The sequence below is a fragment of the Paenibacillus aurantiacus genome, from assembly GCF_042431225.1.
GTDB classification, from domain to species: Bacteria; Bacillota; Bacilli; order Paenibacillales; family Paenibacillaceae; genus Paenibacillus_Z; species Paenibacillus_Z aurantiacus.
In genome coordinates, this window is record NZ_JBHMDO010000024.1 from 130,404 (window position 1) to 147,472 (window position 17,069).

Genomic DNA, 17,069 nt, shown 5'->3' on the forward strand with positions numbered 1-17,069 from the left:
TTTTCCTTCTCACCCGCCCATAATTCTTATCTTCCACCCCGTTAGCCGCACAAGCCTCGGATGTTAGCGTTTGGAGCGGGAGACAGGGCCTCCCCGCGTTTTGAACAAATCGATATTGTCGAGCGCCCGGCCCGTGCCGATCGCAACGCAATCGAGCGGATTCTCGGCGACGATGACCGGCATCCCCGTCTCGCGGGATAGCAAGCGGTCCAAATTGCGGAGCAACGCGCCGCCACCTGTCAGCACGATGCCGCGGTCCATAATGTCGGCGGACAGCTCTGGCGGGCACTTCTCGAGCGTGACCTTAACAGCTTCCACGATCGAGTTCACCGTATCTGCCAACGCTTCGGCAATTTCTTCGGAAGAGATCGGCAGCGTCTTCGGCAGACCGGATACCAGATCACGTCCGCGGATTTCGATAGAATGAGGCTGGTCCAGCGTAAGCGCCGAGCCGATCTCCATCTTGAGCTGCTCCGCAGTGCGTTCGCCGATCATCAGATTGTACATGCGTTTGATATATTGGATTATCGCCTCATCCATTTCGTCGCCAGCCACGCGGATCGAACGGCTGGTTACGATGCCGCCAAGGGAGATGACCGCTACTTCTGTCGTACCTCCGCCGATATCGACGACCATGCTTCCGGTTGGCTCCCATACCGGCAGGTCGGCGCCGATCGCCGCCGCGAACGGCTCTTCAATCGTGAATGCTTCCTTCGCCCCGGCTTGTTCTGTCGCGTCCTTGACCGCGCGCTGTTCAACGGCGGTAATGCCCGACGGCACGCATACCATCACGTTCGGATGACGCGGGAATACCGAACGCGCCTTCTGCGCCTGGCGGATGAAATATTTAATCATCGTCGCAGTCGTCTCGAAATCGGCGATGACGCCGTCTTTCATCGGACGTACCGCGCGAATGTTACCGGGCGTGCGGCCAATCATTTTTTTGGCGGACTCGCCTACCGCCTCGATCGTTTTTGTATCCGTACGCAGCGCAACCACGGATGGTTCTCTGACGACAATGCCTTTTCCTCTTACGTATACGAGCGTATTCGCCGTACCCAAGTCAATACCGAGATCTTTGGAGCCACCAAACATAATCAACTCTTCCTTTCTATAGACAGACAATCTTTCTTATTATATTACATCAAACCCTGCTCCTTCAAACTGACGAAGCGGTTGTCTCCAATCACCAGATGGTCGAGCACATCAATACCTACAAGCTCGCCCGCTTCCTTCAATCGGCGCGTCATTGCGATATCTTCGGGGCTTGGCGTCGGGTCCCCGCTCGGATGATTATGTACGCAGACAATCGAGGCGCTGCTGCATTTGATCGCCGCGCGAAACACTTCCCGGGGATGGACAAGCGATGCGTTCAACGTGCCGACAGAGAGCGTCTCCTTGACGATCACTTGATTCTTCGTATTCAGGAAGAGACACACGAAATGCTCCTTCTTCAAATATCGCATCTCGTCCATTACCAGTTCGGCGGCGTCCTGCGGCTTGCGTATCGCCGGCAGTTCGCCTTGACGGCTCTTCGCGAGCCGCCGGCCCAGCTCGATCCCCGCCAGCAGCTGTACGGCCTTCGCCGGTCCGATGCCGCGAATGGCGGTCAGCTCCTCAACGCTCATATCGACGAGGCCGCGCAGATTGCCGCATTCCTTCAAGATCCGTGCCGCCAATAGAACGGCGGACTCCCGTTTCGTTCCCGTTCGCAGCAATATCGCCAGCAATTCCGCGTGACTTAATGCTTCTGCCCCAACCGTCATCATGCGCTCTCTAGGTCGTTCTTCGCTGGGGACATCGCGCAGTACATAACTTTGCGCTTCCATGTCCACTCCACCTTCAGTGATAGGCTGGTTCGCGTTAGAATACCTCGACGCCGAACTCGGCCAACATATCCGACAGCAGCGACAGCGGCAATCCTACCACGTTGAAATAACATCCGTCAATCCGTTCCACAATCGTAGCCCCAAGCCCTTGGATGGCATAACTGCCCGCTTTGTCCATCGGTTCGCCGCTTGCGATATACCGTCGAATCTGATCCGCGCCGAGCGGTTTCATCCGAACGCGGGTCATCCGATGCGAGACCGCTTCTCGCGACTTGTCGTCGGCATGCACGCAAGCGACGCCCGAATAAACTTCATGATCCTGCGATTGTAGCAGATTCAACATCCGAAATGCGTCCGATTCGTCCTTCGGCTTGCCCATCACTTCGCCGCCAAGCACAACGATCGTATCAGCGCCGACGATAACGGCATTCCGGTCCTCGTCCTCCGCAAGCAGCGACCGGGCCGCGCGCGCTTTAAGCAGCGCAAGCTGCTCCACGATCTGAACCGGCGTCCAATCCGGCGGCGTCGATTCGTCCACATCGGGCGACAAAATGAGAACCGGCAGGGAGAGGCCGAGCGATGCGACCAGTTCCCGCCGGCGCGGTGAAGATGACGCCAGCACAAGCCGGCGTACGGCTGTATCCTTCTTGTGATCATATGCGACCATCGATCAAGCACTCCTTGGACAGCTGTATATTCATTATGCTTCCCTACATTTTCCGGTATAACCAAATTGCCACAATAAGTCCGATGACGCTGATAAGACTAACGTCGAGCTTAATCGTCAGATCATAACTGAGAATGAGCAGATCGGCGGCCGGCGACCATGTTATCGGATAGGATTTCGTTAGAAAATCGAGTCCGGGCACGGCTTGCAGCCATCGCGAGACGAGCGCGCCGGATAGCAGTCCAATCAGGATAAACAACAGAAGTATCCATATATTTTTCTTCATCTTCTTACGTCCCTCGCCATAATTTGACACACCCATCATTATACGCGATGAACCTATTGCTTACAATGCATTCGTGGACGCAAACCAAGCCTGAAGAATAAAGACCGCGTCCATGAGCGAAGACTGAACCGCCCACAGCTGCGCCTCATCCGGTTGTTTCCCGTACTGAGTGGCTGCATTTGCCGCTTGGGCTAACGTCTCTTTAAGTTCTTTCATCGCCGTTAATCCCGTCTGATCCGTTATGGACGCTTCCATGCCAGGTACGGCCTTGGCCCACTTCTCGTAGGCCGCCCTCCAGACCTTCGCATCTGGTTGGGCACCTTCTAATCGGTCCGATGCGTACCGATCGAGCTGCTCCAACAAATTGGCTTGAAGCGCGAAGAATGATTGCGCGGTCTCCGCTTTACCGTTATAAGGAAGCTGTGTTAGGCCAGCGACTTCAATCGGCTTAACATATAGCTGAAGATCCGGTAGCACGGCTTGCAGCGCTTCAGCTTGGCCGCGGTCTGACGACATGCCGGCATAGACGCGATAATCCTTGCCAGTCGCCACGGCGGCCGCCGCCAAGCCTTTGCCCTGCAGCTCCTTCACCGCGGCTTCCATTCCTTCCTTGCCGCTGAATACGCCGTATTGAAGCATCATGTACGTGACCGGCGGGACCTCCAGCGAAATCAACTTGCCTGACTTCGCGGCTTCCCCCGTGATTCCGACATTCGCAATACCGCTTGAGCTATCAGAGCTCGCATCCTGCTTAGTTCCCGCCGACTGCGCGGTGCTCCCCAGTGCATTGGCCGCTGTACCGCCGGAATTCATCTGCGCGCCCTGCTGTGACTGGGTCGGAACGTCCGGCTGTCCAGACGGTTCGCTTCCCGTGAAGAGCGAGAGCGCCATATAGCCGAACAACGCTCCCGTCGCAACCGCCCCGGCTACGGATGCGAACACTTTCAACCAGGAAGGCCCTTGATTCGACCGATAAACCGTCGCCCGCGATGTGGCAAAGGTGCCGCGACGCTTCTCGTCCTCCAGCAGCAACCTAGGATCGATGAACGGTCCTTCCGGAACCTCTATTACATTCGCAGCCGCCGGCGGTTTATCGTCCGTCTTGATCGGAATTGTTCTGGCATGATGTTCGAGCCGTTCATCTCCAAGCTCTATGTTCATCGTCTCGTCATCGACTTGGTCAACTGGCTCCGGAGGCAGCTCAGGCTCATTGGGATACGCCGGAACTACCGGGAAGCTCGCATCTACGCCATACAACTCACTCTGTACGCTAGACCGCTGATTGGCCCGCAAGGGAGCCGGTCCATCTGAGTCTCGGATCAATTGCTCCAATGCCGACGCATCGTCTTGGAACGGGCTCTTCCACTCCGTCTGCCGCGCAAACGACATTTCTTCCCGGAAGAAAGGCATAACGTTCGGCGGAGTCGTCGGCTCCGCCTGCAGCGGCTGGCGCTGCTGGAGCGCTCCGTGATCTTTGTCGAATCGGTATGTGATGCGTGCTTTCGTAGTCATGTCCCTCTCTCCTTGTCCGCGTTCTTCTATATTGCTAGAGTATGGGGATTTTAAGAGATTTAGAACCGGTCCACCGGCGAACCGTTCGAAAGCCGAATCACGCGCGCATACCTTATAACGAGGCAGCGTCCCATTTCGTTTTGGGCATGTCGTATTTTCGCACGCAAAAAAACCGGTCCATCCGCCATAGCGAACGAAACCGGTTCTCATTATGCGTCGTATTTAGCGCGCAGTTGTTTGGCCAGACCATCGGCCGCTTTCCAGATGTCTCCCGCGCCCATCGTAATGACGAGATCGCCAGGTTGAATCCGTTCTGCAAGCACACGCTGGACCTCTTCCTTCGTCGGGATATACGACGTGTTCGAATTGCTGTTCTTCACGATCAGCTCCACTAATTTCTGCGAGGTGACGCCTTCGATCTGCTTCTCGCCAGCTGGCGAGTAAATATCGGTGATGATGACCTCATCCGCCTCGGGGAACGCCCGGCTGAACTGTTCCAGCAGGAAATATGTTCTTGTATAGCGCTGCGGCTGAAATACCGCGATAATGCGTTTGCCCGTCGCCTTGGCCGCGCTGATCGTCGCTTGGATCTCCGTCGGATGGTGCGCGTAGTCGTCGATAACGAGAATATCGTTCACTTCGCCGAGCACCTGGAATCTGCGCTTCGCGCCGCGGAACTCTACGATCGCCTCGGCGATCTGTCCGAACGGCACACCGGCTTCGAGACAAGTAATGATGGTTGCCATCGCATTATACACGTTATGCCGTCCGGGGACGGATAGATGAACGGTGCCGAGCAATTCGCCATTATGACTCATGTCGAAGGACACTTTACGGTCGCCAAGCGCCAAATTGGATGCCGTATATTGGGCGTCCAGTCGGTCAATTGCATAAGTCAGCAATCCGTCATTGCCAAGTGCTCCGCTCTGCACTTGCGGCAGCAACTCACGGATCGTCTCGTCATCCAGACAGACGATCGCCTTGCCATCTTGTTTGACCTGGCTCAAGAACTGTACGTAAGCTGCCTTCAACTTGCCGAAATCGCCGTCATAATTCTCCAGGTGATCCGGCTCGATGTTCGTGACGATCGCAACCGAGGGATGATATTGAAGGAAAGAACCGTCGCTCTCATCCGCCTCCGCGACAACATAATCGCCCTTGCCCGCCTTTGCGTTCGTGCCGACGTTGACGATTTCACCGCCGATGATGTAAGTAGGGTCAAGCTGGCAGTTTTCCATCACGAGCGCGATCATGGAAGAGGTCGTCGTTTTGCCGTGTGCGCCGGCGACCGCAACCCCCTTGCCATTGTTCATCAGCCGAGCCAGCATTTGCGCCCGGTGCAGGATCGGAATGTTCAGATCTTCCGCCGCCTTGCGCTCCACGTTGTCGCGAGCGAGCGCGGTCGAATAGACGACCAGGTCCGCGCCTCTCACATGCTCTGCTTCATGTCCGATAAATATGCTCGCGCCTTTGGCCGCCAGCTTCTCCGTCAGCTCCGCTCTCGCGACGTCGGAGCCCGTAACTTTGTACCCCATTTCCAGCATGACTCGCGCGATGGCGCTCATGCCGTAACCGCCGATTCCGATGAAATGTACGTGTTCTGCCGTATTCAAAGACGGTTCACCAACCTTTTTCAGATTCCATATTGTAGAGCAGCCGGGAGCGGACATCGGCTATTAGATAAAGCGTTCCGGTCACCACCGCCAGGTCGGATTCGCCTGTCAGCGATTGAAGCCGCGCAAGCGCCGCCTTCCAATCCGGCTCGACGATCAGCTCGAACGAAAACCCGCTCTCTTCTTTCAACCGCTGCGCGAGCTCAGCCAGCTCCTGTGCAGGCATCGCTTTGCGAAAATCAGGCTCGGTCACGACAAGCGTATCCACTAGAGGTAGTATATGCCGCAAGGTGTCATGATGATTCTTATTTGCCATCATGCCCATCATTACATGCAGCCCGTCACTCGCGTATCCGCTCTTGAGCGCGGCAGCCAGCGCTTCGGCGCCTTCGGGATTATGGGCCCCGTCCAACAGCAACCTCGGCGATTGCTGCACGAGTTCCAGTCTGCCCGGCCATGCCGCCCGCTGGAGCCCTTCTCGCAGATCCTCATCCTCCACAATCAGTGCATAGTACTGGCGCAGCACTTCCAATGTCATGACAGCCACGGCCGCGTTCGTCCGCTGATGCGCTCCTTGCAGGGTAATCGTCAGCGGGTCGATTGCGCGGAACGGGCCTTCGAACCGGAACGCTTGCTCACCATCAGCGGCGCTTCCGTTCCGTTCATGGAACTGTTCACCCAGTAAATAGAGCGAGCTATTGCGGGACGCGGCCGACTCCTTGATGACTTCCACCACATCCGGTTGACTGACCGCCGAGATGACCGGTACGCCCGGCTTGATGATGCCCGCTTTCTCGCGCGCAACAGCTGTTAACGTATCGCCCAATATATCCATATGGTCGTGTCCGACGTTCGTGATGACCGACACGACCGGCACGACGATATTCGTCACGTCGAGTCTGCCGCCCAATCCCGTCTCCCAGACGACGTAATCGGGATAAGCCACAGTGCCATAGTAAAGGATCGCAAGCGTCGTCGCGACCTCGAACATCGACGGTGAGCCCAGCTCGGTCGCGGCGATCGCTTCCACCTGCGGCTTAATTCTGTTGGCCAGTTCAAGCAGCGTCTCTTCCGGGATATCGGCGCCGTTATATTGGAAGCGGTTCGTGAACTTCGTGATATAAGGAGACGTGAACGTCCCTACGTCGTACCCGCTTTTTTGCAGGACGCTGGTTAAAAAGGCGCAAACCGAACCTTTGCCGTTCGTGCCCGCCACATGTATGAATTTAAGCCGCCGGTGTGGATTGCCGAATGCTTCCATTAACCGTTCGACGCGCTCTAGACCCGGACGGATCCCAAACGGCACCAAGCCTTCGATCCAGTCTCTGGCCTCTTCGTAGGACGCGAGCGGTCCCGCGGCGAATTGCATCTCTTGATTACTCATCGCTAGTCCTTCTTCCTGCTCTCGATTGAACGTTGCTGACAGCTGCGCGCTTAAGCGCGCAGCTCGGCCAGACGCGCCTGAACGACGCTGCGTTTCTCTGCGTAATCAGCCATCTTCGCCTTCTCTTCCTCAATGACCTTGGCTGGCGCCTTCGCCACGAAGCCTTCGTTGGCAAGCTTCTTCTCGACGCGCTCGACTTCGGCGTTCAGCGTCTGGATTTCTTTCTCCAGACGGGCGATTTCTTGCGAAATATCGATCAAACCCGCAAGCGGGAAGTACAATTCCGCGCCGGTGACGACTGCGGTCATCGCTTTATCTGGCGCGCTTAGGGACAGATCGATCGTAAGCTTAGACGTGCCGCAGAACCGGCTGACGAACTCATCGTTGCGGCCGAGAATCGCAGCTTCGGCCTCGGTCTTCGGCTTGATCAACAGCTCGATCTTCTTGCTCATCGGTACGTTCACTTCGGCGCGGATATTGCGAACGGCGCGAATAAGCTCCATCAGCAGCTCCATCTCGCGCACCGCTTCCGGCGCCTCTAGCGCTTCATCGTACGTCGGCCAGGAAGCGACCGTGATCGACTCGCCTTCATGCGGCAGATGCTGCCAAATTTCCTCGGAGATGAACGGCATGAACGGATGAATCAAGCGCTGCGTGCGATCCAGCACGTAAGCCAGCACCGATTGCGTGGCACGCTTCGCTTCTTCGTCGGCACCGTACAGGTTCAGCTTCGCAAACTCGATGTACCAGTCGCACAAGTCGTCCCAGATGAAATTGTACAACTGACGGCCTGTTTCGCCGAACTCGTAGCTGTCAATCAGACGGGTGACTTCGCGCGCCGTTTCGTTCAGACGATGCAAAATCCACTTGTCCGCCGTGCCTAATTTGCCGGTAATATCGATGTCGGCTGCCTCGACGCCTTCCAAGTTCATGAGCGCGAATCGGGACGCGTTCCAAATTTTGTTCGCGAAGTTGCGCGCTTGTTCGACCCGCTCCCAGCGAAAACGCAAATCTTGCCCCGGCGTGCTGCCTGTCGCAAGCATGAAGCGCATCGCATCCGCGCCGTACTTTTCGATGACGTCGAACGGATCGACGCCGTTGCCGAGCGATTTGGACATTTTGCGGCCTTGCTCGTCGCGGACGAGACCGTGAATCAAGACATCCTTAAACGGCATTTCCCCTGTGAATTCGAGCCCTTGGAAAATCATGCGCGACACCCAGAACGGAATGATATCGTAACCCGTTACGAGTACCGATGTCGGGTAGTAACGCTTCAGGTCCGCTGTAGCTTCAGGCCAGCCGAGCGTGGAGAACGGCCACAAAGCTGAGCTGAACCACGTATCCAGCACGTCTTCGTCCTGACGCAGATCCGCTCCGCCGCATTTGCCGCAGACGGTCAAATCTTCTCGGGAAACGTGCATCTCGCCGCAGGAATCGCAGTACCAAGCCGGAATTCGATGTCCCCACCACAGCTGGCGGGAAATACACCAGTCTCGCACGTTCTCCATCCATTGCAGATAGGTACGTCCGAAACGATCTGGAACGAAATTCGCGCCTTTACCCGTGCGCTGCGCCTCAATAGCTTGATCCGCCAGCGGCTTCATGGCGACGAACCATTGCGTGGACAAGTACGGCTCGACGACGGCGCCGCTTCGCTCGCTGTGGCCAACTTGGTGAACGTGTTCCTCGATCTTGACGCAGACGCCCTGTTCCTTCAAATCCGCTACGATTTGCTTGCGGCAATCAGCGCGATCCATGCCTTGGTATGGTCCGGCTTCTTCGTTCATGACCCCGCTCTCGTCCATGACGACGATCTGCGGAAGATTGTGGCGAAGACCGACTTCGAAGTCGTTCGGGTCGTGAGCCGGCGTAATCTTGACCGCACCGGAGCCGAAGTCCTTCTCGACGTATTCGTCGCCGATAATCGGAATCTCGCGTCCGACGATAGGCAGCACGAGCAGTTGTCCGATCAAGTGCTTATAGCGCTCGTCCTCCGGATGCACGGCGACTGCCGTATCCCCGAGCATCGTCTCCGGACGGGTGGTCGCGACTGTCAGATAGCCGCTGCCGTCCTTGAGCGGATATTGCAGATGATAGAGGCTGCCGTTCACCTCTTTGTATTCCACCTCGATATCCGACAGCGCCGTACGGGCAGCCGGATCCCAGTTGATGATTTTTTTGCCGCGGTAGATTAATCCCTTGTCATAGAGACGGACGAATACTTCGCGAACCGCCTTCGACAGACCTTCATCCAGCGTGAAGCGCTCGCGGGAATAGTCCAAGGAGAAGCCCATCTTCGCCCATTGGGCATGGATCTTGTCATTGTAGAGCTCCTTCCACTCCCATACGCGTTCCAGGAAGTTCTCGCGGCCCAGATCATAACGGGACACGCCTTCCTCCCGCAGCTTCTGCTCCACCTTCGTCTGCGTAGCGATACCCGCGTGATCGCTGCCTGGCAGCCAGAGCGCGTCATAGCCCTGCATGCGTTTCGTGCGGATCAAAATATCCTGCAGCGTACAGTCCAGCGCATGGCCGATATGCAGCATCCCGGTCACGTTCGGCGGCGGGATGACGATCGTATAGGCCGGTGCGTCCGGTCTTGTGCCCGCTTCGAAGAAATTACCCTTCATCCAGAAATCGTACCACTTCGCTTCGGCCGACTTCGGATCATAGGTCGTCGGCATCGATGTGCCCGTTGCTTTGTCAGACATGAGATTCTACCTCCAGTAATGTTGCAATGCGCCAGTTGGTCATCCAGCCGCCCTTGCCGAAAATAAAATAAACCTTTCGTCCTTCTTGCAAAGGACGAAAGGTTTTGCTTCCGCGGTACCACCTTTGTTTCGCGTGCGAATCTATCTCCCGCTGCGCGACACTTCATGCAGGTAACGGCTGCGCCCGGCCCCTACTAACGAAGAACCTTGCGGGTCAACGCTCATAAAGGCAACTCCGGGGCGACCTGTAACATTAAGCCTCTTGCAGAACCTCGCAGCAATTAACGGTTCCGCTCTCTGAAAGCGCTGCTGTCACTCTTCCCCTTCAACGTCGTTAGAAGAAAGTATTTCCGTATACCCTTTATCATACACGTTATTAATTCCAACAGTCAACCCGGATGGGCGGTAGGATCAGGCGTTGGTACCGTTTCAACAAAAAACCCTTGCAGAAAGCGCCGCTCTCTACAAGGGTTATCGGACTTATGGAATATAGAGCACCTGGCCTTCGGTCACGCTTTGATCGTTCAGCCTATTGTAAAGGGCGATTTCGCGCGCCTGCAGCTGATAGCGGTCGGCGATCGAATCGAGCGTATCCTCCCGCTGCACGATCGCCATCCGCACTTTGCGGAATGCATTCTGCTCACTAGTCCGGTTCAAGAACAAGCTCTTCCATTCGATCTCGTCCGCGGACGCGCGTCTGGCTTCTTCGGCCGCGCGCTTCGCGCTTAACTCCGCAGCCGCCCTCGCTTCCTGTTCCCGCTGGCTAGAATGGAGGATCGAGCGGAAGCCGATTCCGACTCCGCTTGCCCGCTCGGGCTGCTCTGGACTGTCTTGAAGCGGCTTGGCGTTAACGGCTACTCGTGGCTCTTTACGCGATTGATCGGCGTCTTCGACTGCGCGCGCAACTTCCTCGACCGGTTGTTCGCCGGATTCCTGCGCTTCAGCGCGCTGGTCTTCGGCTTGCGCGACCTCTTCGGACAGGAACGGCGTGAACACCGTTTCGGCCGGCCGGTTCAGATCCGCTTCTAGTTGCTCGTCCTGACCGCTCGTCTGCGCCAGTTCGATCTCCGCTCTGGCCGCTTCTTCCCGTTCGCGCTCCTCCCGCGCCTCCCGTTCCGCCTGCTGGGCTTCGCGTTCGCGCTGCTCGGCGGCCTCTCGCTCGATCTGGGCGATCGCCTCCCGGGTCTCCTGCTCTTCCCGTTCGCGCTGCTCGGCAGCCTCCCGCTCGATTTGTGCAATCGCCTCCCGGGTTTCCTCCTCTTCCCGTTCACGCTGCTGGGCGATGATCGCTTCTTGTTGGCGCCAGAGCTCGTGCTGCCGTTCTTGCGCTCGCTCCGCCTCGCGCGCCTCTTCTTCCGCGGCTGCCCGCAGCGCCGCCTCCCTGGCTTCGCGTTCGGCGATCTCGCGTGCTTCCGCTACCTTGAACTGCTCGGCTTGTTCCGAAGCCGCCCAATTGTCGTAGTAGCGATTGTCCAGGGCGGGCTCCGCCTGTCCCGCTTCACCATCCTCATGGAGCGACCGTTCATGTACGACCGTATAAGGCTCCTCCCGCCACGACTCCGCTTGATTGGCCGGTTCCAGCTCGATCCCAAGCAGCGATAATACGCCCGTAATGTTCAGCGTACGGGCCGACAGCAGGTCGACGTCAAAGTTATCGATTTCGACCGAAATGTCGTCCAGACGGCTCACCCGATTGAGCGGCAGCGTAATCTCGACCGGGATCCAATGTTCGAGCGACTGCGCATCCGCCCGGCCGTTGCTCGAACGGTAAACACCGGAAAGCAGCAGATGGCCTTTGAGCAGCACCTGCTCGCCTTGCCTGATCACTTGTATACGCGGCACGAGCTCAATCTCTTCCAACTCGTCGATGCCCAATACGTCATCTGGCAAATGCACGCGCTCATAAACGTCAAACCGTAGTCCGTTCGTTTGGTTAGACAAGCGTCTCGTCCTCCTTTCCCCTCCTAAACAGCTTGGATACAGCTATCTTCCCTATTCACTATATGGTTAGGAGGAGGCGGGCATGACTACGATTTTGCCTCTATATAGAGGTTGTTCAAGAAGTCGCCAATTGATCACGATGCAAATCACGGGGCCTCCCGGTGCTGAATTGTCGACTTATCGAACTCTTGCTACAAGGCGAGCTTGGCCGCCAGCGACGAGAACCACGCCGGTTCAGGACAATCAACCTGCACCGGATCGCCGGTAAACGGATGCGGGAACGTCAGTCTGGCTCCGCGAAGCGCCTGATGCCTGATGACCTCCGTACGCCCGCCGTAGAGATCATCGCCCGCAAGCGGATGGCCGATATGGCTCATATGCACGCGGATTTGATGCGTTCGGCCCGTCTCCAGGCGCAAGCGAAGCCTGGCCCAACCGGAGCCTTGTCGAACCACTTCATAATGGGTGACGGCATGATCGCCGCCCGGCGAGACACGGCGGCGCGCACCGTGGTGACGATCTTTGCCGATCGGCGCATCGATCTTGCCCGAAAAGTTGCGCAACTGCCCCTGCACGATGGCTTCATATTCGCGATCGATCCGCTTCTCCCGCATCGATTCGTCAAGCCTCAGTTGGGCCAACTCGTTCTTGGCATACAACACCGGACCTGACGTATCGTCGTCCAGACGGTGGATATGTTTCATCGGAAGCGGATCTCCGCGCAGCAGCGCATACCGGGCGGCCGCTTCGTCCAGCGTGCCCCGGTGGCCTGGGCCGTTCGGATGGACCGGCATGCCGGAGGGCTTGTCGAATACGACGCACCAATCATCTTCGTAAAGAACAGGCGCTTCGCAGCGTTCATGGGCGGCAGGCAGCTGCGCAAGCCGGTAGGACAGCTCCTTCTGTTTATCGGCTGGTTCGAACGCTCTTAGCAGAATCGACTGATCCGTGCATTGAATCCCGCCGACGGAGAACAGCCGATTGACCCATTTCTCCGGAAACAAAGCAAGAGCCAGCAGCCGCTGTCGCACGATGTGCGGATGGCTGCCGGCCCGAAGAGGAGGGTAGCGGTCCGGGTCGATCGAGGCGCCCTGCTCGTTCAGGGCATCGACAGTCGTGACCAGCCACTCCCCTTGACGTCTAAAGCTCGTCATGTTCATGGGTTCTGCTCTCGCTCCTTGCTTATAGACGGCGGAGCGCTTCGTCATGCGCCGCGATCGTCGCATCGATCGCCGCTTCGTCGTGAATCGCCGATATGAACATGCCTTCGAATTGCGAAGGCGGGATGCTGATGCCGCCTTCCAGCATCGCGGCGAAATACGCCTTGAAGCGCTCGAGATCGGCGGTTTTGGCCGTCTCGTAATTGATGACATGCTTGTCCGTGAAGAATGGACACACCATGGAACCGACGCGGTTGATCGTCATCGCGATGCCATGCTTCTGCGCGTTGCCCTGGAGACCCCGCTGAAGACGAACGGCCATCCGCTCCAGATGCTCATACGTCTCTGGCTTCAAGAGACTGAGCGTCGTGTAGCCTGCAGCCATCGCAAGCGGATTGCCGGACAACGTACCCGCCTGATAGATTGGGCCTGAAGGGGCCATCATTTCCATAATTTCGCGTTTGCCCCCGTAAGCGCCCACAGGCAAGCCGCCGCCGATGACTTTGCCAAGACAAGTCAAATCCGGCGTAATGCCGTACAGCCCTTGCGCGCAGTTAAAGTGAACGCGGAAGCCGGTCATGACTTCGTCGAAGATGAGCAGGCTGCCAAATTGCTCGGTAATATCGCGCAAGCCTTGCAGGAAACCCGGCAGCGGCGGCACGACGCCCATATTACCCGCTACTGGTTCGACGATAACGCAGGCAATCTGCTCGCCGAACTTCTCGAACGCCAGCTTGACGGACTCGATGTCGTTGTAGGGCACCGTCAGCGTGTGGGACGCGACGCTCTCCGGCACGCCCGGGCTATCGGGCAGACCAAGGGTCGCGACGCCGGAGCCCGCTTTGATCAGAAGGCTGTCCGCATGTCCATGATACGAACCTTCGAATTTCAAAATCATGCTGCGCTTCGTATAGCCGCGCGCCAGACGAAGCGCGCTCATCGTCGCTTCCGTGCCGGAATTGACCATACGCACCAAATCAATGGAAGGCACGCGCTCCGCCACGAGCTTCGCCATCGTCGTCTCCAGCTCGGTCGGCGCGCCGAAGCTTGTCCCTTTCTCCGCCGTCTTTTTAATTGCCTCGACGACTTCCGGGTGGGCATGCCCCATAATCAGCGGTCCCCACGAACCGACGTAATCGATATAGCTGTTGCCGTCGATATCATAGACGCGGTATCCTTCCCCGCGTTCCATATACACCGGCGTCAAACCGACGGAGCGGAATGCCCGTACCGGTGAGTTGACGCCGCCCGGAATAACCTCCTTGGCGGAGGCGAAAGCTGCTTTGGAACGCTCATCCAATCTAGCGCGACCCTTCTCGCTCATAGTAGACACCTGCCTGTTCGTAATTTGCCGGCATGTCTCATGCCAGCTTGGATATGGAAGTTACTCTCCGCGCAGCCACTTCGCCGCATCCAGCGCGTGATAGGTAATAATGAGGTCCGCACCGGCGCGTTTCATGCCCGTCAACGTCTCCAGCACGACGGCGCGCTCGTCCACCCAGCCATTCGCCGCAGCCGCTTTGACCATGGAGTATTCCGCGCTAACGTTGTATGCAACGAGCGGCAGGTCGAAATTCTCTTTCACCATGCGCAGCACGTCCAGATATGCGAGCGCCGGCTTAACCATCAGCATGTCGGCGCCCTCGAGTACGTCGGCTTCCGCTTCGCGCATCGCCTCGCGTATGTTTGCCGGATCCATCTGGTACGTCTTCCGGTCGCCGAATTGCGGCGTCGAATGCGCGGCGTCGCGGAACGGGCCGTAGAACGCCGATGCGTATTTGACGGAATACGACATAATCGGAATGTTCTCGTACCCTGCTTCGTCAAGACCCGCTCGGATCGCGTAGACGAAGCCGTCCATCATATTCGACGGGGCAATGATGTCAGCCCCCGCTTCCGCTTGCGACACGGCCGTCTTCACCAGCAGCGCGAGCGAAGGATCGTTGTCGATCTCGGCGTAACCGGTTCTCGGATCATGATGAATGACGCCGCAATGTCCGTGGTCGGTGTAGGCGCATAGGCAGGTATCGGCAATGACGACAAGCTCTGGCGCCCATTCTTTCACTTTGCGGGTTGCTTCCTGCACGATGCCGTTATGGTCATAAGCGGAAGAACCGACGGCATCTTTCGAGGCCGGTACGCCGAATAACAGCACGGATTGAACGCCGCTTGCGACGACCGCGTCGATCTCCGGCTTAAGCCGGTCCAAGGAGAAGTGGTGTACGCCCGGCATCGACGGAATTTCCGCCTTGATGTCCGTTCCGTGCGTCACGAATATCGGATAAATAAAGTCGTTCGACGTCAAAATCGTTTCTTTGACCAGTTGACGAAGCGCCGGCGTACGGCGCAGACGACGTAATCTTGTAATTGGGTAACTCATTTTGTTCGAGTTCCTCCTTCTAGGTTTGTGAGGGTTGTGGGGCCAGGCGATCGGCCGCGATCGCTGCGATAAGCGAATCGATCGTCGAATCCGCCGGCATGATGTCAACCTGAAGCCCTGCGTCGATGGCAGTCTGAGCCGTGACCGGCCCGATGCACGCGATTCTAGCGTTCTGCAGAAGCTGGGCCGGGGACTCGACGCCCATGCGCCGCAGTACGGCAAACAGATTCGTGACCGTCGACGAGCTCGCGAACGTAACGACGTCAATCGCTCCTGCCTTCAACAACTCGAGCGTCCCCTCATCTTGTCGGTCGGCTGCGACGGTCTCGTATACATCGATCTCGATGGCCGTTAGACCGCGAGCTTCAAGCGTTCTGGGCAAAATATCTCTGGCCAAATCGCCTCTAGGCAGCAAGACGCGCTGGCCTGGTACGAGTTCGTCCGCCAAGCGTTCGAGAAGTCCTTCTGCTTGAAATTTCACAGGCAGCGCCTCCACGACTAAACCGCGCCTCTCGAGCGCTTCCGCCGTCTTAGGCCCCACCGCGGCAATGCGCGACCGATGGAACTGTCTGATGTCGATGCGGTAGCGCTGCAAGTAACGAAAAAAATAGTCCACGCCGTTCACGCTCGTAAACATGATCCAGTCGTATTCGTCCCCTTTGCGAAGCGCCGTCTCTGTCTCCGCCACGACGGTCGGATCAACCGGCTCCCGCGTTTCGATCACCGGGAACTCGCATGGCTCTCCGCCAAGCGCCTCTATACGGTCGGCCAGATCGCTGCTTTGCGCGCGCGCGCGCGTGATAAGAACTCGCGTGCCGAACAAGGGACGTCGCTCCACCCATTGTATCTTCTCTCGTTGGCGGACGACCTCGCCAACGACGATGACCGCCGGCGGGCGAACTCGTTCCTTCCGAACGACCGCTTCGATATCCGCCAACGTTCCGGTTACCGTCCGCTGATCCGGCGTCGTGCCCCATTGCACGACAGCAACCGGCGTATCCGGACTTTTGCCATTTCGGATTAGCTCTTCGGTTATGTAGCCTATATTGGCGACGCTCATCAGCATAACGAGCGTGCCATCCATGCGCGCGATCTTGTCCCATTGCACGGACCGATCTTCTTTATCCGGAGTCTCATGACCGGTGATAACGGACACCGCCGAAGCCAGTTCTCTATGGGTAACGGGAATGCCCGCATAAGCCGGTGCGGCTATCGCCGATGAAATACCAGGGACGATCTCGAATTCGATCCCGTTCGCCGCGAGCAGCTCCGCTTCTTCCGCCACGCGGCCGAATATCGACGGGTCGCCGCCCTTCAACCGCGTGACGATCTTGCCCTCATGTGCCAAATCGACAAGCAGCTGGTTAATTTCCTCCTGCTCCAGCGTATTGCGATCCGGGAGCTTGCCTACGTAGATGCGCTGAATATCCGGCTTCAGGTTGGCAAGCAATCTCGGGCTGGCAAGCCGATCGTATACGACCGCATCGGATGCCTGCAGGCACTCTAGTCCTCGAACTGTAATGAGCTTTGGATGGCCAGGCCCGGCTCCAACCAGATATACTCTCCCTCTCCCCGCGCTCATGCCG

The 17,069-nt window shown here is 57.6% G+C and carries 13 protein-coding genes; all 13 read right to left on the minus strand.

All coding sequences use genetic code 11. The features are described 5' to 3' along the window. Positions 1–63: 63 nt before the first annotated feature. Positions 64–1,095, minus strand: coding sequence for a rod shape-determining protein (locus ACFFSY_RS15070; RefSeq protein WP_377495346.1), 1,032 nt, complete (start codon positions 1,093–1,095; stop codon positions 64–66). 44 nt (positions 1,096–1,139) lie between these two features. Further along, on the minus strand, positions 1,140–1,829 hold the full coding sequence (gene radC / locus ACFFSY_RS15075) for a RadC family protein (RefSeq protein WP_377495349.1): 690 nt from the start codon (positions 1,827–1,829) through the stop codon (positions 1,140–1,142). A 34-nt stretch (positions 1,830–1,863) separates the two neighbouring features. Beyond that, positions 1,864–2,496: a Maf family protein gene (locus ACFFSY_RS15080; protein WP_377495351.1), complete on the minus strand. Its 633-nt coding sequence runs from the start codon at positions 2,494–2,496 to the stop codon at positions 1,864–1,866. Positions 2,497–2,539: 43 nt separating this feature from the next. Then, a complete protein-coding gene (locus ACFFSY_RS15085) occupies positions 2,540–2,782 on the minus strand; it encodes a DUF4321 domain-containing protein (RefSeq protein WP_377495353.1) in 243 nt (80 codons plus the stop codon). A 60-nt stretch (positions 2,783–2,842) separates the two neighbouring features. Further along, positions 2,843–4,294, minus strand: a complete 1,452-nt coding sequence (locus ACFFSY_RS15090; RefSeq protein ID WP_377495355.1) for an SPOR domain-containing protein — start codon at positions 4,292–4,294, stop codon at positions 2,843–2,845. A gap of 209 nt (positions 4,295–4,503) precedes the next feature. Beyond that, on the minus strand, positions 4,504–5,907 hold the full coding sequence (gene murC / locus ACFFSY_RS15095; protein ID WP_377495357.1) for a UDP-N-acetylmuramate--L-alanine ligase: 1,404 nt from the start codon (positions 5,905–5,907) through the stop codon (positions 4,504–4,506). Between the two features lie 7 nt (positions 5,908–5,914). Continuing rightward, positions 5,915–7,291: a bifunctional folylpolyglutamate synthase/dihydrofolate synthase gene (locus tag ACFFSY_RS15100; protein WP_377495359.1), complete on the minus strand. Its 1,377-nt coding sequence runs from the start codon at positions 7,289–7,291 to the stop codon at positions 5,915–5,917. Positions 7,292–7,341: 50 nt separating this feature from the next. Next, a complete protein-coding gene (locus tag ACFFSY_RS15105; RefSeq protein ID WP_377495361.1) occupies positions 7,342–10,002 on the minus strand; it encodes a valine--tRNA ligase in 2,661 nt (886 codons plus the stop codon). Between the two features lie 480 nt (positions 10,003–10,482). Next, positions 10,483–11,943: a LysM peptidoglycan-binding domain-containing protein gene (locus ACFFSY_RS15110; protein WP_377495363.1), complete on the minus strand. Its 1,461-nt coding sequence runs from the start codon at positions 11,941–11,943 to the stop codon at positions 10,483–10,485. Positions 11,944–12,134: 191 nt separating this feature from the next. Beyond that, complete coding sequence (locus tag ACFFSY_RS15115; RefSeq protein WP_377495365.1) at positions 12,135–13,103, minus strand: RluA family pseudouridine synthase; 969 nt, start codon at positions 13,101–13,103, stop codon at positions 12,135–12,137. Between the two features lie 22 nt (positions 13,104–13,125). Continuing rightward, entirely contained in the window at positions 13,126–14,427 is a 1,302-nt protein-coding gene (gene hemL, locus ACFFSY_RS15120) for a glutamate-1-semialdehyde 2,1-aminomutase (protein ID WP_377495367.1), read from the minus strand. Between the two features lie 60 nt (positions 14,428–14,487). Continuing rightward, positions 14,488–15,483, minus strand: coding sequence for a porphobilinogen synthase (gene hemB, locus ACFFSY_RS15125; protein WP_377495369.1), 996 nt, complete (start codon positions 15,481–15,483; stop codon positions 14,488–14,490). 19 nt (positions 15,484–15,502) lie between these two features. Next, a complete protein-coding gene (gene cobA / locus ACFFSY_RS15130; RefSeq protein ID WP_377495371.1) occupies positions 15,503–17,065 on the minus strand; it encodes a uroporphyrinogen-III C-methyltransferase in 1,563 nt (520 codons plus the stop codon). Positions 17,066–17,069: the final 4 nt, after the last annotated feature.